21 protein-coding genes are annotated in these 17,630 nt (G+C 63.7%); 12 read left to right on the top strand and 9 right to left on the bottom strand.

Going from position 1 to position 17,630, the window contains the following annotated elements:
* Position 1 precedes the first annotated feature (1 nt).
* Entirely contained in the window at positions 2-466 is a 465-nt protein-coding gene (gene ruvX, locus IYW40_RS10165; RefSeq protein WP_018408645.1) for a Holliday junction resolvase RuvX, read from the bottom strand.
* Between the two features lie 154 nt (positions 467-620).
* Here ruvX and gatC point away from each other — a divergent pair, with 154 nt between their 5' ends.
* Genes gatC through IYW40_RS10150 form a run of 3 tightly spaced genes read left to right on the top strand, consistent with a single transcriptional unit; the run spans position 621 to position 2,834 of the window.
* A complete protein-coding gene (gatC, locus tag IYW40_RS10160; RefSeq protein ID WP_196400522.1) occupies positions 621-908 on the top strand; it encodes an Asp-tRNA(Asn)/Glu-tRNA(Gln) amidotransferase subunit GatC in 288 nt (95 codons plus the stop codon).
* A 52-nt stretch (positions 909-960) separates the two neighbouring features.
* The gene (gene gatA / locus IYW40_RS10155) at positions 961-2,451 is read left to right on the top strand and encodes an Asp-tRNA(Asn)/Glu-tRNA(Gln) amidotransferase subunit GatA (RefSeq protein ID WP_196400521.1); all 1,491 of its coding nucleotides are present in this window, start codon (positions 961-963) and stop codon (positions 2,449-2,451) included.
* Positions 2,451-2,834, top strand: a complete 384-nt coding sequence (locus IYW40_RS10150; protein ID WP_246720748.1) for a chorismate mutase — start codon at positions 2,451-2,453, stop codon at positions 2,832-2,834. Before gatA ends, IYW40_RS10150 begins: the two co-directional genes overlap by 1 nt.
* Here the strand turns inward: IYW40_RS10150 and IYW40_RS10145 are convergent.
* Positions 2,801-3,133, bottom strand: coding sequence for a hypothetical protein (locus IYW40_RS10145; protein WP_196400520.1), 333 nt, complete (start codon positions 3,131-3,133; stop codon positions 2,801-2,803). The two genes, IYW40_RS10150 and IYW40_RS10145, sit on opposite strands and share 34 nt — an antisense overlap.
* An 87-nt stretch (positions 3,134-3,220) precedes the next feature.
* Between IYW40_RS10145 and gatB the strand changes: the two genes are divergently transcribed.
* The 3 genes from gatB to hemB all read left to right on the top strand — a co-directional run bounded on the left by gatB (position 3,221) and on the right by hemB (position 7,448).
* On the top strand, positions 3,221-4,690 hold the full coding sequence (gene gatB, locus IYW40_RS10140) for an Asp-tRNA(Asn)/Glu-tRNA(Gln) amidotransferase subunit GatB (protein WP_196400519.1): 1,470 nt from the start codon (positions 3,221-3,223) through the stop codon (positions 4,688-4,690).
* A gap of 675 nt (positions 4,691-5,365) precedes the next feature.
* Entirely contained in the window at positions 5,366-5,653 is a 288-nt protein-coding gene (locus IYW40_RS10135) for a histone (RefSeq protein ID WP_196400518.1), read from the top strand.
* Between the two features lie 769 nt (positions 5,654-6,422).
* A complete protein-coding gene (gene hemB / locus IYW40_RS10130) occupies positions 6,423-7,448 on the top strand; it encodes a porphobilinogen synthase (RefSeq protein WP_175094476.1) in 1,026 nt (341 codons plus the stop codon).
* 47 nt (positions 7,449-7,495) lie between these two features.
* On the opposite strand, the gene IYW40_RS10125 is transcribed toward hemB, so the two are convergent.
* Positions 7,496-7,936, bottom strand: a complete 441-nt coding sequence (locus IYW40_RS10125; RefSeq protein WP_175094475.1) for a PA2169 family four-helix-bundle protein — start codon at positions 7,934-7,936, stop codon at positions 7,496-7,498.
* A 229-nt stretch (positions 7,937-8,165) separates the two neighbouring features.
* Here IYW40_RS10125 and IYW40_RS10120 point away from each other — a divergent pair, with 229 nt between their 5' ends.
* Both IYW40_RS10120 and pyk read left to right on the top strand, forming a co-directional pair.
* On the top strand, positions 8,166-8,585 hold the full coding sequence (locus tag IYW40_RS10120) for a DUF1036 domain-containing protein (protein WP_196400517.1): 420 nt from the start codon (positions 8,166-8,168) through the stop codon (positions 8,583-8,585).
* Between the two features lie 23 nt (positions 8,586-8,608).
* A complete protein-coding gene (gene pyk, locus IYW40_RS10115) occupies positions 8,609-10,051 on the top strand; it encodes a pyruvate kinase (RefSeq protein ID WP_196400516.1) in 1,443 nt (480 codons plus the stop codon).
* On the opposite strand, the gene IYW40_RS10110 is transcribed toward pyk, so the two are convergent.
* The 3 genes from IYW40_RS10110 to IYW40_RS10100 form a co-directional block, all read right to left on the bottom strand.
* Entirely contained in the window at positions 10,048-10,260 is a 213-nt protein-coding gene (locus IYW40_RS10110) for a cold-shock protein (RefSeq protein WP_014893040.1), read from the bottom strand. The genes pyk and IYW40_RS10110 overlap by 4 nt on opposite strands.
* Positions 10,261-10,446: 186 nt before the next feature.
* Positions 10,447-10,926, bottom strand: a complete 480-nt coding sequence (locus tag IYW40_RS10105) for a GNAT family N-acetyltransferase (protein WP_196400515.1) — start codon at positions 10,924-10,926, stop codon at positions 10,447-10,449.
* On the bottom strand, positions 10,923-11,714 hold the full coding sequence (locus IYW40_RS10100; protein ID WP_196400514.1) for an inositol monophosphatase family protein: 792 nt from the start codon (positions 11,712-11,714) through the stop codon (positions 10,923-10,925). The genes IYW40_RS10105 and IYW40_RS10100 overlap by 4 nt, the downstream gene beginning before the upstream one ends.
* A gap of 566 nt (positions 11,715-12,280) precedes the next feature.
* Here IYW40_RS10100 and IYW40_RS10095 point away from each other — a divergent pair.
* Complete coding sequence (locus IYW40_RS10095) at positions 12,281-12,811, top strand: DUF1465 family protein (protein ID WP_196400513.1); 531 nt, start codon at positions 12,281-12,283, stop codon at positions 12,809-12,811.
* A 51-nt stretch (positions 12,812-12,862) separates the two neighbouring features.
* Here the strand turns inward: IYW40_RS10095 and rpmE are convergent, their stop codons facing one another.
* Positions 12,863-13,093, bottom strand: a complete 231-nt coding sequence (rpmE, locus tag IYW40_RS10090) for a 50S ribosomal protein L31 (protein ID WP_196400512.1) — start codon at positions 13,091-13,093, stop codon at positions 12,863-12,865.
* Positions 13,094-13,257: 164 nt separating this feature from the next.
* Here rpmE and IYW40_RS10085 point away from each other — a divergent pair, with 164 nt between their 5' ends.
* Entirely contained in the window at positions 13,258-14,193 is a 936-nt protein-coding gene (locus tag IYW40_RS10085) for a homocysteine S-methyltransferase family protein (RefSeq protein WP_196400511.1), read from the top strand.
* A 60-nt stretch (positions 14,194-14,253) separates the two neighbouring features.
* On the opposite strand, the gene IYW40_RS10080 is transcribed toward IYW40_RS10085, so the two are convergent.
* Complete coding sequence (locus IYW40_RS10080) at positions 14,254-14,628, bottom strand: response regulator (RefSeq protein ID WP_026223012.1); 375 nt, start codon at positions 14,626-14,628, stop codon at positions 14,254-14,256.
* 179 nt (positions 14,629-14,807) lie between these two features.
* On the opposite strand from IYW40_RS10080, the gene IYW40_RS10075 reads away from it, so the two are divergent.
* The gene (locus IYW40_RS10075) at positions 14,808-15,767 is read left to right on the top strand and encodes an N-formylglutamate amidohydrolase (protein ID WP_196400510.1); all 960 of its coding nucleotides are present in this window, start codon (positions 14,808-14,810) and stop codon (positions 15,765-15,767) included.
* A gap of 33 nt (positions 15,768-15,800) precedes the next feature.
* Positions 15,801-16,613, top strand: a complete 813-nt coding sequence (gene hisN, locus IYW40_RS10070; RefSeq protein WP_196400509.1) for a histidinol-phosphatase — start codon at positions 15,801-15,803, stop codon at positions 16,611-16,613.
* Positions 16,614-16,671: 58 nt separating this feature from the next.
* Here hisN and IYW40_RS10065 read toward each other — a convergent pair whose 3' ends face one another.
* Positions 16,672-17,619: an alpha/beta hydrolase gene (locus IYW40_RS10065; protein WP_196400508.1), complete on the bottom strand. Its 948-nt coding sequence runs from the start codon at positions 17,617-17,619 to the stop codon at positions 16,672-16,674.
* Positions 17,620-17,630 lie beyond the last annotated feature (11 nt).

Here is a 17,630-nt window from a genome sequence, read left to right as displayed (position 1 = left end):
ACTACAGACGTTTCAAACGGTCGAGCGCGCCCTGCAGGATATAGGCGGCCGCCATTCGGTCGACGACTTCGGCCCGTTTGGCGCGCGAGGCGTTCTGCGCGATCAATTCGCGCGTTACAGCCGCGGTCGAGAGGCGCTCGTCCCAGAAGGCGAAGGGCAGGGATGCGAGCTTAGAAAGATTCCGCATGAAGGCGCGTGTCGCCTGCGCGCGCGGCCCTTCCGTGCCGTCCATGTTGAGCGGCAGCCCGACCACCAGCGCGCAAATATCGAAATCGGCCGCGCGTTTGAGCAAAGCGGCGGCGTCTGGAGAAAACTTCGCTCGCGCGATCGTATCAAGTGGCGACGCGAGCCGCCGCTCAACGTCCGAAAGCGCCAATCCGATGGTTTTGGTCCCGAGATCCAATCCCATCAGCCGGCCCTTCGGCGGCAGAAGCGCCGCCAGTTCTTCAAGGGTCGTCGCGCGCATGGTCACCGCGATTTCGCTAACACGCCGCCGCAATTCCGCAAACTCAACGGGCTCCACGCTTCGGCTTTTTGCCTCTACGATCCGCTTCGCAACATTGCGCCGCGAAAGGCCAAGCGCTATAGCGCCCGTCGAGACCTTTCTTGCGGAGCCCTAGATGTCCGTTGATTCCGCGACCGTCCGCCGGATCGCCCATCTCTCGCGTATCGCCATCGAAGACAGCGAGGTCGAGCGCCTGCGCGGCGAACTCAACGCCATCCTGGCTTTCGTGGAGACGTTGAGCGAGGTCGATGTCGAGGGCGTTGAGCCGTTGACCTCTGCCTTGCCGATGCAAATGAAGAAGCGCGCCGACGTCGTGACCGACGGCGGCATCGCCGATGAGATTCTCGCCAACGCGCCTTTGCGCGAGGATTATTATTTCGTCGTGCCCAAGGTGATCGAATAGCGCTTGTCGCGCCGGCGCCGCGCATGCGGCGGCCTCAGATATAAAGGGACAAATGTCCGACCCCACGCATCTTTCATTGGCCGAGGCGCGCGACGCTCTCAAATCCAAACAGCTCTCCGCCGTTGAACTGGCGCAGGCGCACATCGACGCAATCAGCAAATCGCGCGCGCTTAATTGTTTCATCACGGAGACGCCGGAGGTCGCGCTGGCGCAGGCGCAGGAGAGCGACGCCCGCATCGCCCGCGGCGACGCGCGCCCGCTCGAGGGTCTGCCGCTCGGCATAAAGGATCTCTATTGCTCCAAAGGCGTGCGCACGACGGCGGGGAGTCGAATTCTCGACGACTTCACGCCGACATATGAATCGACGGTCTCGGCAAATCTGCTGGGCGACGGCGCGGCCATGCTCGGCAAGCTCAATCTCGACGAATTCGCGATGGGGTCGTCGAACGAAACGAGCGCCTTCGGCCCCGTTGTTTCGCCGTGGCGCCGCGCCGCGGATCCCGACGCCAAGATCGTGCCGGGCGGTTCTTCGGGGGGCTCGTCGTCGGCGGTGGCCGCGCGTCTTTGCCTTGGCGCCACGGCGACAGATACAGGCGGCTCGATCCGTCAGCCCGCCGCCTTCACGGGCACTGTGGGCGTCAAGCCGACCTATGGCCGCTGCTCGCGCTGGGGCATCGTCGCGTTCGCGTCGTCGCTGGATCAGGCGGGACCGATAACGCGCACCGTGCGCGACGCAGCGATCATGCTCAGGTCGATGGCCGGCCACGATCCGAAAGACACGACCAGCGTCGACGCGCCTGTGCCGGACTACGAAGCCGCTGTCGGCGCCTCCGTGAAGGGACGCCGCATCGGCGTGCCCAAGGAATATCGCCTCGACGGCATGTCGGCGGAGATCGCCGCGTTATGGGATAGAGGCGCCGCTTGGCTGAAGGACGCGGGCGCAGAGATCGTCGAAATCTCCCTGCCGCATACGCGCTACGCCTTGCCGACATATTACATTATCGCGCCGGCTGAAGCCTCGTCCAATCTCGCGCGCTACGACGGCGTGCGTTACGGGTGTCGTGAGCAGGGCCGCGACGTCAGCGAAATGTACGAGAAGACGCGCGCAGCGGGCTTTGGTCCGGAAGTGCGGCGGCGCATTATGATCGGCACGTATGTGCTCTCCGCCGGCTATTACGACGCCTATTACGTCCGTGCGCAGAAAGTTCGCAGCCTGATCAAGCGTGACTTTGACGAAGCCTTCGCGTCCGGCGTCGACGCCGTCCTGACGCCGGCGACGCCGTCGACCGCCTTCGCGCAGGGAGAGAAGGGCTCGGCCGATCCTGTAGAGATGTATCTCAACGACGTGTTCACCGTTACGGTGAACATGGCCGGTCTTCCCGGCGTCGCCGTTCCGGGCGGTCTCGCGGCGAACGGCTTGCCGCTCGGGTTGCAGCTCATCGGCAAAGCATTCGACGAGGAGACGCTGTTCTCTCTCGCTGCGGCGATCGAACGGGCGGCGCCCAAGATCGAACTTCCGCAGCCATGGTGGCGCGAGGGCTGATGATGACGACGCCGAGCGCTGAAAAGGACATTGCGGAACGCCCGCAGCAAGCGCTGCAGGACGAAATGTCCGATGTGCGCCGTTTGATCGACGAGCTGGACGAAGAGCTTGTGACGCTGCTTGCAAAGCGACAGCGACAAATCGAACGGGCCGCAAGGATCAAACCCGCGCTGGGAATCCCCGCCAATGTCCCCGAGCGCGTCGAGGAAGTATTGGGGCATGTGCTTGGCGCCGCGCGCCGCGAGGGACTGTCGGTCGAGGTCGCGATGACCCTGTGGCGCGCGCTGATCGACTGGTCGATCCACTACGAAGAGCGGCTGATGGGCGCTCGCGCGCTAAAGGGCGACTCTCAAGGATCGGCGGACGGCGAACGCTCTTCCTGATCGCCGTTGGGGGCTTTTCTCTTGACGCGGACGAAACCGTTGCGGATCGACCAGCGCAGGAACTTTAGCGACCACCAATGGAAACGCCGCGACAGCCTGTGAGCGCCCGGCGAGTGCGGGGCGAGGATCGCAAGGCCCAAAGGGAACATCCACACCCCGAAGACGGGAAGCGGCGCAAGAATGGTTCCGCCGAGGATCAGGCCGACGCCCACAGGAATGCTCACATAGCGGGGCGCGCCGCGCATGCGGGCGATGAGGCCTTTTCGGCGGCTGTCCTCAGAATTCCGTTCCGTGGCCATCTCGCCCGTTTTCCTCTGCTGCGCGCCGGCCGTTCCGCTCTTGCGAAGCGTGGTTTATATGGAACGGGTAAGTTTAGCGAGGCGGATATGACGACACAGGCGGCTCCCAACAAGCTCATCAGCGGCGCAACCGGCGACTGGGAAGTCGTGATCGGCATGGAGATACATGCGCAGGTGACGAGCAACGCCAAGCTCTTCTCCGGCGCTTCCGCGGAGTATGGCGGCGCGCCGAACAATCACGTCTCCCTGGTCGATGCGGCCATGCCGGGCATGCTGCCGGTCATCAACGAGGAGTGCGTCAAACAGGCGATCCGCACAGGTCTCGGCTTAGAGGCCAAGATCAACCTGCGTTCGGTTTTCGACCGCAAGAACTATTTCTATCCCGACCTGCCGCAGGGCTACCAGATCTCTCAGTACAAGCACCCGATCGTCGGCGAAGGCGCCGTGATCGTCGACGTGTCGCCAAGCGAGCGCATCACCGTGGGCATCGAGCGTCTGCATCTCGAGCAGGACGCCGGCAAGTCGCTGCATGATCTTTCGGCGACCGAAAGCCACGTCGATCTCAATCGCAGCGGCGTCGCGCTCATGGAGATCGTCTCCAAGCCCGACCTGCGTTCGGCTGAGGAGGCGCGCGCCTATGTTTCGAAGCTGCGGACGATCTTGCGCTACATCGGCTCCTGCGACGGCAACATGGAGCAGGGTTCGCTGCGCGCCGACGTCAACGTCTCCGTGCGCCGCCCCGGCGCGCCGCTCGGCACGCGCTGCGAAATCAAGAACGTCAACTCCATCCGCTTCATTGGCCAGGCGATCGACGTCGAGGCGCGTCGACAGATCGGCATTCTCGAAGATGGCGGCGCGATCGCCCAGGAGACGCGGCTCTTCGATCCAGGGAGGGGAGAGACGCGCTCGATGCGCTCCAAGGAGGAAGCGCATGATTATCGGTACTTTCCCGATCCGGATCTGCTGCCGCTCGAGTTCGACCAGCCATATGTCGAGGCGCTCAGGGCGCAGTTGCCGGAGCTGCCCGACGCAAAGCGCGCGCGCTTTATCCAGCAATACGGCCTGCCGCCTTACGACGCCGGCGTGCTTGTGATGGAGCGGGCGGCCGCCGACTACTTCGAGGAGACGGCGAAGGGACGCGACGCCAAGCTTGCGGCCAACTGGGTGATCAACGAATTGTTCGGCCGTCTGAACAAGGAGGGGCTCGACGTCACGCGCTCGCCAGTGTCGTCGCAGGCTTTGGGCGCGATCATCGACCTCATCTCGCAGAACGTTATTTCCGGCAAGCTTGCCAAGGATCTTTTCGAGATCGTCTGGACGGAAGGCGGCGATCCCAAGGAGATTGTCGAAGCGCGCGGCATGAAGCAGGTGACCGACACAGGCGCGATTGAAGCCGCCGTCGACGCCGTCATCGCCGCCAATCCCGACAAGGTAGAGCAGGCGAAGGCGAAGCCAACGATGCTCGGCTGGTTCGTTGGACAGGTGATGAAGCAGACGGGCGGCAAGGCGAATCCGCAGTCGGTGAACGAGCTGCTCAAGCGCAAGTTGGGCGTCTGACGCGCGCCCGTTCGTCGAAAAAACGAATCAGTTCACGGCACGCGCTGCGCGATTCTTCTCCCAGCGCAGCTGTCGTGCGCCATTTTTTTTTGATCCGACCGCGCTGACCACAATTTTTTTTTCTCTCCGAATGCGCTACCTCGCGCGCGCCTCGGAGGCGCGCGAGGTCGGCGCCGCTCCACGTCCTCCGTCTCTGTGCCGGCGTCGAGTCGCCCGACCGCGACAGGCGCGCTCCGCGATTTTTCATCGTGTTCCGACATATTGCGCCGCGATCCATCTCGGGCAGCGTGCGCGAGTCGCAACTGTTCGCGGATACAAAAGCAAATCAAGTAATTGAACAACAGGCGCGACTTGCGGCAGAGCGTGCGATTGCACGTCTGGAGCCTTCTCGGAGCGGATGTCGTCAACCGAATCCGCGCACGGATCGTCGTCAATAAAACGCGCGGCGCAAACCTGTCGCGATAGTCTCGCCGAAGCGTTTGCAAAGCAGCTTCACGATCATTTTGCTTGTCGCGCGACTGCGCTCAACATGCCTCGTCATGCGTTGCGTTGATCACTTCTGCGCGCGCAGCACTTGAACGACTGCTTAACCGCGTTACGCTATTTGCGCGTATTGTCGGTGGACCATAGTTCCGGCAATTCGGATCAAGGGGACTTATTATGGCGAGAGCTACAATGAAGCGTAAGCCGGCCAAGAAGGCTGCAGCGAAGAAGGGTGCGCGTAAAACCGCAAGGAAGGCAGCGACGAAGAAGTCAGCGGCCAAGAAGGGCGCCCGCAAGGCTACGCGAAAGACCGCTGCTAAAAAGACGGCCCGCAAGGGCGTCCGCAAGGTGGCGACGAAAAAGCGCGGCGCCGTGAAAAAGGCCAGCGCCAAGAAGAGCACGCGCAAGGCGACCGCGAAGAAGCGCACGCCGCGCAAGGCAAAAACGCCAACCCCGCCAGCTGCGCCAGCGACCGCGTAAGCCGAAGCGCCTCGCATGCGCGATCGGTCTTTCGCGTCATTGCGGCAGCGCTTCACGCACTCATCGCCCGGGGGCGCGCGTCCAGTGAGACGCACCCCGGGCGATAGCATTTACAGCTCACTGCATTTTCGGCGCGTCAGGCGCGCGTCAGCCGTTAGCGGCGCCTAGCGCGTCAGGCATTCCGTCGCGAAATCGCGCCACATCGGCAAACCATCTTTCGACTCGCGTTTCATCCTGTCCCATTCCTCGGCGCAGGCCCGCATCTTCTCGCGCGGCGCGCGGGGGAGAGTCGGCGGCGGCTGGCTTATATCGACCGGAGGCGGCGTTCGCGGCGGCGACAGCGCGTCGACGCCAGGCGCCCGCGGAGTTTGCGGAACGGGCTTCGCGCTCGGCGTCGGCGATATGATCGTCGGAGGTCGCGTTGCACGGGGCTGCCGCGCCGGCGGTCGCCCAACCTCCTGTGGAGGCGAGGGCGTTCTTTGCTTTTGCTGCGCCGGGCCGGAGCGGGCTCGAACCGGCGGCGTTGGAGTCGCCGGCTTGACCTGTGCGAGTGATGCGCTCGCAGCGAGAAGCGCGCCGGCGGCGATCGCCGAAACGCGCGCCAATCGGCTCAGAGAAGAGTTGCGCGAGCCGATTTTCAATGGTTCTTCCTCGCGCAAGCGCAATGGCCGTCCATCCTCTATAGCCTGAAGTCCGTTCCCCTCGAAACCGGATGACGGCGATGACCGGGGAAGGGCGCATGTCAGCGAGCCCAGAGAGCGGAGACGCCATGAACGATGCACGAAAGCCCGTCGAAGCAGCAGCGCGGCTGAGCCTGCTGCAGCGCCCGCGTCGGAATCGGAAGAGCGAATGGGCGCGCCGTCTCGTCAGGGAAAACGCGCTTGAGGTCTCGGACCTCATCTGGCCCCTCTTCTTGATCGACGGATCGGATCGACGCGAGCCCGTATCCTCGATGCCAGGCGTGTTCCGTTACTCGGTCGACGCGGCGGTTGAAGCCGTCGCAGAGGCGGCCGCGCTCGGCGTGCCCGCCGTTGCGCTGTTCCCCTATACCGATCCGGACTTGCGCGACGAAATCGCGAGCGCGGCGCTCGATCCCGAGAATCTCGTCTGCCGCGCCTGCCAGGCGATCAAGAGCGCCGTTCCCGACATCGGCCTCATTACCGATGTCGCGCTCGATCCTTACACGAGCCATGGGCATGATGGCCTGCTCGTCGGCGACGAGATCGTCAACGACGCGACCGTCGCCGTGCTGGCGCGGCAGGCGGTCACCCAAGCGCGCGCAGGCGCGGACATCATTGCGCCCTCGGATATGATGGATGGACGCGTCGAAGCGATCCGCAACGCGCTGGACGCCGAGGGTTTCGAAAACGTGCAGATCATGAGCTACGCCGCGAAATATGCGTCGGCGTTTTACGGGCCGTTCCGTGACGCGATTGGCACCAGCAAGACGCTCAGAGGGGACAAGCGCACCTATCAGATGGACCCCGCCAACTCCGACGAAGCGCTACGCGAAGTGGGCCTCGACCTCGAGCAGGGCGCCGATATGGTGATGGTGAAGCCGGGAATGCCGTATCTCGATATTGTGCGACGCGTCGTCGACGTCTACCGGGCGCCGACATTCGCCTATCAGGTGTCGGGCGAATACGCGATGATTACCGCGGCTGCGCAAAACGGCTGGATCGACGGCGAACGCGCCATGCTCGAAAGTCTACTCGCCTTCAAGCGCGCCGGCGCCTCAGGCGTCCTGACTTATTTCGCGCTCAGCGCGGCGCGGGCGCTGCAAGGAAGGAAGTGACGCGCGCGTCACTTCCTTCATGCTTCGTTCGAAAAGAAAGTGGGTTGTTACGCCGCGTCGCGCAGGCTGCGCACGCGGTCGTGGTTTTCCTTCACACCCTGATACTGGCGCTGGACCATCGATCGGATCTCCGGAGGGAGAGGCTGCGCGATGGCCTGCTGATAGGCGTCCTTGGCGGCGTCTTCGCCGCGCTCGACCTCCTCCAGCACCGCCTGTTCCGAACGGCTTGTCAGGGCGGCCTTCAGATTTGTCCAAGCACGGTGCATGGCGCCGGTCATGGAGCCGCTCTTCGAAGGTTCGCCGCCTAAGCTGACGATCTTCGATTCGAGTTCCCTCGCGCCTTCAGCGCAGCGCGCGGCCGCCGTGCGAAACACAGTCTTTAGCGTCGGATTTTCGACGTCTTCAGCCGCGGCCAGAAACCCTTGCTCGCCGTCACGACTGATTTCGGCCAGCTCATTCAACGTGGTGAGGACTTCAGACTTTTCCATTTTCCTGCCTCCCGAGCACGCAAGCGCGTACGGGTCCTAAACATTAGGCCGATTGCTTTGTTCCGGCGGATTGCAAGGCGGGCGCGTCGGCGGGGCGGGCGGCGCGGCGAAACTCCGAGGCCGCGGGGTGGACAAAGACTCGCAAGCATGGTTTGCAGGACCGCCCGCTGCGCCGCTTGCGCGCGCGTCAGCGAGCTATCTTCAGCCCCCTCCAGGCCTCGCTAAAGATATGATTCGACGCGCCGTTCTTGTTGCCGCTCTAACGTTTTGCGCCGCCGGGCCGGCCCGAGCGGATTTTCGTCTGTGCAACAACACGAGCGCGCGCGTCAGCGTCGCCATCGCTTATACCGACGGGCGCAACTGGTTGTCGGAGGGTTGGTGGAACCTTCGGCCGAGCGTTTGCGAAACGCTTCTGCGCGGTCCGCTCGCCGCCCAATATTATTATGTCTACGCGATGGACGAGCGCGGCGGCGAGTGGAAGGGTAAGGCGTTCATGTGCACGCGTGATCGGGAATTCCGCATCGACGGCCGAGAGGACTGTTTCGCGCGCGGTTTTGATCGAACCGGATTTTTCGAAATCGACACGGGACGGGACGCGAAGAGCTGGACGGTTCAGCTCACTGACCCCAACGCCGCGCCCGCGCAATAACTCAATTCAGGAACTGCTTCATCATGAGAAGGTCGCGGCGCGTCAAAATTATCGCAACGCTTGGTCCGGCGACGGTCGACAAAGCGGTCATCGCGGGGCTCGTGCGCGCCGGCGCCGACGTCTTCCGCATCAACATGAGCCACACGGATCATGCCGGGCTCGCCAGCTATGTTCGGATTATCCGCGAAATTGAGAACGACATCTCGCGCGCGATCGCCGTGCTCGTCGATCTCCAGGGCCCGAAGCTGCGCATCGGCGCCTTCGAGGAAGGCTCAGTGCATCTGCGCAAGGGCGACGTCTTCGTCTTCGACAGCGATCCCAAACCCGGCGACGTCACGCGCGTGCGCCTGCCGCATCCTGAGATTTTAGCGGCGCTCAAGGTCAATGATTCGATCCTCATCGACGATGGCCGCGTGCGGCTGCATGTGGTCGAGACGTCTCCGGAGCGGGCGCACGCCGTCGTCGACGTCGCTGGGCGCCTCTCGAACCGCAAGGGCGTCAGCCTTCCCGATACCGAAATTCCAATCACTTCGATGACCAACAAGGATCGCGCCGATCTCGACGCCGCGCTCAAAGAGCGCGTCGACTGGGTTGCGATCTCCTTCGTCCAGCGTCCCGAAGACGTCCTTGAAGTGAAGCAGATCACGCAAGGCCGAGTGATGGTCATGGCGAAGATCGAGAAGCCGCAAGCGATTTCTAGGCTCGAGGAGGTGATCGAGGTTTCTGACGCGCTGATGGTGGCGCGCGGCGACCTTGGCGTCGAAGTGCCGCTCGAGCGCGTCCCTGGACTTCAAAAACGCATCAACCGTTCAGCGCGACGGCTGGGCAAGCCGGTCGTCATCGCGACGCAGATGCTCGAATCGATGATCCTGTCGCCCTTGCCGACGCGCGCCGAGGTGTCCGACGTCGCCACCGCCGTCTTTGAAGGCGCGGACGCCGTCATGCTCTCCGCCGAAAGTGCGGCGGGGCAATATCCGCATGAAGCCGTGGCCACCATGAGCCGGATCGCGGAAGAGGTCGAGACGGACGCGATCTACCGCTCGATCATCAATGCTCAGCGCGGCGAATTGCCCAATCCGACCTCAGCCGACGCCATCGCCGTCGCCGCCCGCGACGTGGCGCAAACGCTTCATTCGAAGGCGATCATCGCCTGGACGTCATCCGGCTCGACGGCGCTGCGCATCGCCCGCGAACGGCCGCAGTCGCCAATTCTCGCGCTGACACCGAAGCGCGACACCGCCCGTCGTCTGGCGCTTGTCTGGGGCGTGCACGCGCTGGAGACGCGCGACGCTGTCGACATTGAAGATATGGTGGGCCGCGCCTGCGAATATTCGGAGAGCGAGGGGTTCGGCGGCCCTGGCGACCGGGTCATCATCGTCGCCGGCATGCCTTTCGGCACGCCGGGCGCGACAAACATGATCCGCATCGCACATCTGGGCGAGCAGCGCCAAGGCGGCGAAGTCTAGTCCTGCAGTTGCAGCTTATCGGCGGAGGATCTGCCGCTACGCTTGTCCACGACGAGCTCGTAGGAAACCTTCTGGCCTTCAGCGAGGCTGTCGAGGCCTGCGCGCTCGACGGCGCTGATGTGAACGAAGACGTCCTGGCCGCCGGCATCCGGCTGAATGAAGCCGAAGCCCTTTTGTGCGTTGAACCACTTTACGGCGCCTGTCGGCATGGCTTTTCCTTTCAAAATAGCGGGAACGCTGCGGATCGCTGCGTTCTTCTCAGTCAATCGAAGCTTGGGAAAGGTCAGGCGCCGCGCGTCTTGAGACGAGAGAGCAAGATCGTTCGGCCGAAACTCGAATGCGCGATGAATATTATAGGAGCGGACGCCCAATGAAAACCCGGCAGGCGAGAATTGTTATTCTCCCTGCGGTCGCCATTCCATCATGATGGTTTCGCGCCCGGACAATGTGTTCGCGCCGCGCCCGACGCGCGAAAATCCGTCACGTTCGTAAAAACGGATGGCGCGAGCGTTGTCCGCATTGACGTCTAGCCGAATAAGCCTTGGCGAGACGTTTCGCGCCGCAGACAGCAGCGAGGCTCCGCAGCCTGCGCCGAATCGATCGGGAGCGACGCAAATCTGATCGAGCCATCCGTCCGCCGGATTGATCACGACGAAGCCCGCAAGCGTCGACTGAGCGTCAAACAGGCAGAGCGTCACCGCTCCAGTCGCTTCCAGCTCTCGAAGGCGGCGTTGGAGCCAGTCGCGGCGCGCCTCGAAGTCGATCTCGGGGTAGGTGGCCCGCCAAGCGGTGACCCAAACGTCGAGAATGAAAGGCCAGTCGTCATCGACGCGCGAACGCAGATTCAGCGACGCATGTGCGGTCGGCGCGTTCATGCCTTCCTCATCAAATCGAGCAGCTGGCGATGAATCGCCTCATTGCCGGCGCAGATCTCGCCCTTCCCAAGCATGTCTGCGCCGCCCGAAAAGTCGCTGACGAAGCCGCCGGCTTCACGCACGAGCACGATTCCCGCCGCTACGTCCCACGAGCTAATGCCGCGCTCCCAATAGCCGTCGAAACGCCCGCAGGCGACCATCGCGAGATCGAGCGCCGCGGCGCCCAAGCGGCGAATATTGGCGATCTTTCCCATGCCGGCTGCAAGCTCGCGCTTGAAGGATTCATGGTCGCGAACCCGCGCCAGCGGCGGAATTCCGCAGGCCACCATGGACTCGCCGAGCGACCGCCGCGCCGCGACGCGCATGCGGCGATTGTTGAAATAGGCGCCCTGGCCCAGCTCGGCGACGAACATGTCGTCGGTGGCGGGATTATAGACGAGGCCGGCGACAAGACGGTCCTCGCGCTCCAGGCCAATAGAGATGGCGAAGACCGGAACGCCATGGAGGAAATTCGAGGTGCCGTCGAGCGGATCGATGATCCAGCGGTGGCTCTTGTCTGAACCTTCGACGACGCCGCCTTCCTCCAGAATGAAGCCATAGCCGGGGCGCGCCCTCGACAGCTCGTCGAACAGAGTCTTCTCGGCGCGCTTGTCGGCCGCGCTCACGAAATCGCCCGGACCCTTCACCGATACTTGAAGGTTCTCCACCTCCCCGAAATCGCGTTTAAGGCCGCGTCCCGCTTTCAGGGCGGCGGCGGTCATCACATTCATCAAGGCGGAGCGAATCATTTTAGGAGAGCCTAGGGGGAGGGTTGTGGGAGGTTCAACGCTTTTCGAGCGCGGCGGGCGCCCGGGGACGCATGCGGAGGGTTGTTCAAATGCGCCAGTTTTCGCCCTGGAGCCAGTCCCTTTTTCGGCTTGATTGACAGAACGTTGGGTTGACCTGAGGCGTTGTCCGGTAATTGGGTCGGCGTTTCTTTTTGTCGCCGATGCTGGCGAGCGGCGCTAACCGGCCCCCGCGATGGGAAGCTCTTTTGCCGCCCGCTTCGTCTCCATCGGCCAAAAACGCTCGACACAGGGGCAGTTTGGCGCGCGTTAACGTTAAATTAAGGATTGTCGTGCAGCCTGAATGGGTCCCTTAAGCGGGACATCCGAGTGGCTTCTTCTCCACTCGTCCTTGATGCCTCCCTGTCAAGAAGCCTTGAGAGCCGCCGTCGCGGCTCTCTTTTTGCGTTCGGCTCGGCGAAGGCCTCCCGTTAAGGTTAAAGAAAGGCTAAGCGCGCGCCCCTCCGTCCTCTGCGTTACAGTTCAAGCCATCGGAGACGCACCCGCGTCCAATTTGCGTGAACGTTCGTATGGCTCGAGTCAAAGGCAGCGTGGGCGAGAAGCAGCCGGTCTCTTTCATCGAGAGACTGGCGGGATCGGAGGGCTTTTGCGCTCTGTTTCGCGAAGGAATGAGCCTCGTGGAGGAGGCGGCCTCCTATCTCGACGGCGACGGACGTCTCGACGCGAAGGTGCTGCCGCGGACCGAAGCTCTCGCCTATGCGGCTGAGAGCATGCGGCTGACCACAAGGCTGATGCAGATTGCGTCCTGGCTGTTGCTGCAGCGCGCGGTGAATCAGGGAGAGCTGACGCGCCATCAGGCGGCGAGCAACCGGCATCGCGTCAAGCTTCGCGAGCAGGAGCTCGCCTCGGCCCCCGAACTCTTCCAGCGCCTGCCACTGCGCCTGCGTGAGCTGTCGCTGCAGTCGCTGCGTCTGCAAGCGCGGATTATCCACCTTGACCGGCTGATCCATGCTCTCGAGCCGGCGCTCGCGACGCCGGCGCCGGCTTCCAGTCCGGTCGAAGCGCAGATCGCGAGGCTGCGCGCCGCTTTCGCCCAGTAATATCCTTCAGGCGAACCAACTGGAGGCGGCGGTTCGACCGCCGCCTTCTTTTTATTTCTTGCCGAAAGAGAGATTTCCGAAGCGGGAGTTGAAGCGCGACAAACGTCCGCCGCGGTCGAGCAGTTGCGTCGACCCGCCCGTCCAGGCCGGATGCGTCTTCGGGTCGATGTCGAGGTGCATCGTGTCCCCCTCCTTACCCCAGGTGGAACGGGTCGTAAATTCCGTGCCGTCGGTCATCACGACCTTGATCGTGTGATATCCGGGGTGGATGTCCTTTTTCATAGCGATGCATCCTTTTTGCGATGGAAACGACTGAAGACCCACGCCGCAGCGGCGCGGGGTCGGCCGTTCGAAACAAGCGAATTTGCTGGCGCTGATAACGCACTGCGGGCAAATGGGCAAGTTGGCCCCTAGCGGCCGGGCGCCACAGGCGAGGAATATAGAAAATGACCGGATACCGAGCCGATCTGCCGCAGCTGAAGCCTGGTCTCTTTGTTAGCGACGGCGGCATGGAGACGACGCTGATCTTTCATGAGGGCGTCGAGTTGCCGCATTTCGCGTCGTTTGTCCTGCTCGACAGTGAGGAGGGCCGGGCGCGGCTGCGCGCCTATTATGAGCGCTACCTCGCGATCGCGCGGCGCCACGGACGCGGCTTGATTCTGGACAGTCCGACCTGGCGCGCGAATCCCGACTGGGGCGCGAAGCTTGGCTATGACGCGGCAGGGCTGAAGCGCATCAATGAAGCATCGATCGCGCTGCTCGACGAACTTCGGCAGGCCTGGGAGACGGCTCAAACGCCGATCGTCGTCGCCGGCGTGATCGGGCCGCGAGGAGACGGCTACGCGGAAGGGCGCATGAGCGCCACGGAAGCGGAAGACTATCACGCGCCGCAGATCGCCTCCCTCGCCCAAACGGCCGCCGACATGGTCGCTGCCTACACTCTGAGCTCTGTCGAGGAGGCGATCGGGATCGCCCGCGCCGCCCGCGCGCGCGCCATGCCCTGCTCAATTTCCTTCACGGTGGAGACCGACGGCAAACTTATCGGCGGGCGGAGCTTGCGCGACGCGGTCGAGACGGTGGACCGCGAAACCGACGCGGCGCCTGCCTATTACATGATCAATTGCGCCCATCCGACGCATTTCGAGCAGGCGCTCTCTACGGACGCGCCGTGGATGAATCGGCTGCTCGGCGTCAAGGCCAACGCTTCGAGAAAAAGCCACGCCGAGCTCGACGAATCGGAAACGCTCGACTCGGGCGATCCGATCGATCTCGGCCGCAGATATCGGAGATTGCGCGAGACATATCCCGGCTTGCGCATCCTGGGCGGGTGTTGCGGGACGGACGACCGCCATGTCGCCGCGATCTGTGAAGCCTGCGCCTAGAGCGCGCTGTGTGATCTGCATTTGGGCGATCAGGTCCAAAAGCAGCGTGATCTAAAGCGCTTATGCCGCAAGCATTCTGTGCACCTCGGTAACCAAATCCCGCAGATGGAAGGGCTTGGAGAGGATTTTCGCCTGTCGCGGCGCGTGGCTGTCGGGGTTGAGCGCCACGGCGGCGAAGCCGGTGATGAACATGACCCTGATGTCGGGATCGAGTTCGGTCGCGCGGCGAGCGAGTTCGATTCCGTCCATCTCGGGCATGACGATGTCGGTCAGTAGGAGTTCGAAGGGCTCGACCCGCAGCTGATCATAAGCGGAAAGCCCGTTGTCGAATGAGGTGACGGAGAAACCGGCCTGCTGCAAAGCTTTGACCAGGAAGCGCCGCATGTCGTTGTCGTCTTCCGCAAGCAGAATTCTTGCGGTCGGTCTATCGTTCATCGCCATCCTCGCGGGTTTTTAGCCATATCGCCCGAGCTTCGTAAATTTCAGGTGAAACCGGGGTGGCGCCGCGTTAACTTAGCGCCCAGTATAGCGCGACGCATCGTCCTTTTTGAGCTGATCCGCCACGCCGGCGCTGGTCTGAAGAGGCGATCGCGGCGCGGAAACGAGAAAAACGAATGAACGACGGCATGCGCGAGTGGCGCGAAACCAACTCGACGGCGACGCCCTGCTGCGAACCGGAATTTGAACGCGCCTTCGACATCATCGAGCCGGACACGCTCGTTTCGCCGCTGGTCTTTTCCTCACCGCATTCCGGGCGGATCTATCCTGCGCGCTTTCTCGCCGCGACGCCGCTCGACGCGGCGACGCTGCGCCGTTCGGAAGACGCCTATGTCGACGATCTCTTCGCCTCGGCCTCATCCATGGGAGCGCCTCTGCTGCGGGCGCGCTTTCCCCGCGCCTATCTCGATCTCAATCGCGAACCCTACGAACTCGACCCCAAGCTCTTCGACGGCGCTTTGCCGTCCTTCGCCAATACGCGCTCTCTGCGCGTCGCGGCCGGACTTGGGACGATCCCGCGCGTGGTCGCCGACGCGCGCGAGATCTATGCAAGCCGCCTCACGCTCGACGAGGGCTTGCGGCGCATCGACAGCCTCTACAAGCCCTACCATGCGGCCTTGCGCGGCCTGATGGAGCGCGCTGCGGCGCGTTTTGGCGTCGCCGTGCTGATCGACTGCCATTCGATGCCTTCGACCGGCGCCCGCGATCCCTTGCTTTCGACGCGGGGCGACAAGCGGCGCATCGACTTCGTCATTGGCGACCGCTACGGCGCCAGCGCCTCCACCGGACTCGTCGACGTCGTCGAGGATCGATTGCGCGGCCGGGGCTATCACGTCATGCGCAATCGGCCCTACGCGGGCGGTTTTATTACCGAGCATTACGGCAAGCCCGTCGGGGGCTGGCACGCGCTGCAGATCGAAGTGTCGCGTGGTCTTTACATGGACGAGTCTACGCTCCAGAAGAACGAGCGCTTCGACGCCATCGCCCGCGATCTTGCGGACGTCATGGCGATGGTGGCGCGGCACGAAGACTTGAGCGAGATTTTGGGCGGCGAGCGGCGGGCGGCGGCCGAATAGCCGGGCGCTCGACGCGCCCCGCTGGGAGCTGGCATGACCGCCGTTGATTTCGAGAAGTTCGTTGAGCGCCTCGCCGACGTTTCGGCGGAAGCCATCATGCCTTTTTTCAGGACCGCGCTCGCGGCCGACGACAAGGCGCATGGCGGGGCGTTCGATCCCGTCACGGAAGCCGACCGCGGCGCCGAACTCGCCATGCGGCGGCTGATTGAGGCGACCTTCCCCGACCACGGCGTCTATGGCGAGGAATTCGGACACTTACGCGAAAACGCCGAATATGTCTGGGTGCTTGATCCGATCGACGGCACCAAGAGCTTCATCTGCGGCCTGCCGCTGTGGGGCACGCTGATCGGCCTCACGCATCGCGGCCGCCCCTGCTACGGCCTGATGAGCCAGCCGTTTACCCGAGAGCGGTTCTTCGGCGACGGCGAGGCCGCGTATTGGCGCGGGCCGGCGCGCGGGCCGGAAGGCGCGCGCGGCGTTCTTGAGACGCGCAGGATTGCCTCGCGCCACTGTCCAAAGCTCGCGCAGGCGACGCTGATGACGACATCGCCGCTGCTGATCGATCCGGCGCTGCGCGAGCATTTTCACCGCGTTGAGCGTGGGGCGCGGCTTTCCCGCTACGGCGGCGACTGCTACGCCTATTGCGCGCTTGCGGCCGGCCATGTCGACCTCGTCATCGAGACGAATTTGCACCCCTACGACATCGTCGCGCTGATTCCGATCATCGAGGGCGCGGGGGGCGTCGTCACCAACTGGAGCGGCGGCGCGGCGGCGCTGGGCGGCGCCATCGTCGCGGCGGGCGACCCGGCGCTGCACGAAGAGGCGTTGAAGCTGCTCGGCGATTAGGCCAGGCTGCACTGCAGCGTGATTGATCTCAAAGTTTAGAGCGTGCGCTCAGCGCGCTCTATGAGACGCGCGCTTCGCCCGGAATGAAAGCGTCGAAGCCGCGCCAGAACTGACTGCGAAACTCGTCGCGCTCCATCATGAGTTCGTGCTTGGCGCCGGGGACCATCGCGAGAGCGCCGCTGTCGAGATTTTGAGCAAAACGCTCGATGGCGGCGTTGGAGACGATCATCTCGCGCCCGCAGCCGAACATCAGGATGGTCGCGCGGATGCTTCGGGCATAGTCCGGCGATTCGAAGCCCCTCATGAGACGGAAGGCGGCGTTGACCCAGCCGATCGTCGGATCGCCGATGGCGAGCTGCGGCGCCACCCTGAGAATGGCGGCGTTTCGTTCGAAGCGGACCCGATCGGTGGTCAGCAGATTGCCTTCGAAGGGCTTCTCGATAAAGGAGGCGCCGGTTCCGCCCGGAATGTACATGCCGCCCAGTCCGCACATGTCGAGCGTGTCAGCGAGCCAGCGTGAGGCGCGCGGAAACCGCAGATTGGCGAGATCGATCATGGGAGCGGTCAGCACGAAGCGCTGGAACGGCGTTTTTCCTGCATGCGCCGCGTCCAACAGGATGGCCGCGCCCATCGAATGGGCGAGGGCGAACCAGGGCTGCGGCCGGTCGCTCAACACCTGGGAGATGAAAACCTCCAGATCGCGCTGATATTGCGAGAAGTCGTCGATATGGCCCTTGCGCGGGTCGGCGAGTTCGCGTTCCGAGCCGGCCTGGCCGCGCCAATCGAGCGCGACCACGTCGAGGCGGCGGCTGCGCAACTCCTCGATGGTCTCGAAATATTTTTCGATGAACTCATTGTGGCCCTGAAACAGCGCCACGGTGCCGCGCGCCCTCTCGCTGCAGGGAAAAGCGGCGGCGCGCAATCGCCGGCCGTCCCGCGTCTTCAGGGTGTAAACGGCGGCGCCCTCGGGGATCGGGTTGCCGGGCGACGCGACAAGTTCTCGCATGGGCTCTCCTC

This window comes from Methylocystis sp. H4A (assembly GCF_015709545.1).
In the GTDB taxonomy this organism is placed as follows: domain Bacteria; phylum Pseudomonadota; class Alphaproteobacteria; order Rhizobiales; family Beijerinckiaceae; genus Methylocystis; species Methylocystis silviterrae.
The sequence above is the reverse complement of the archived record's forward strand: the minus strand, read 5'-3'. Positions and strand labels throughout refer to the sequence as shown.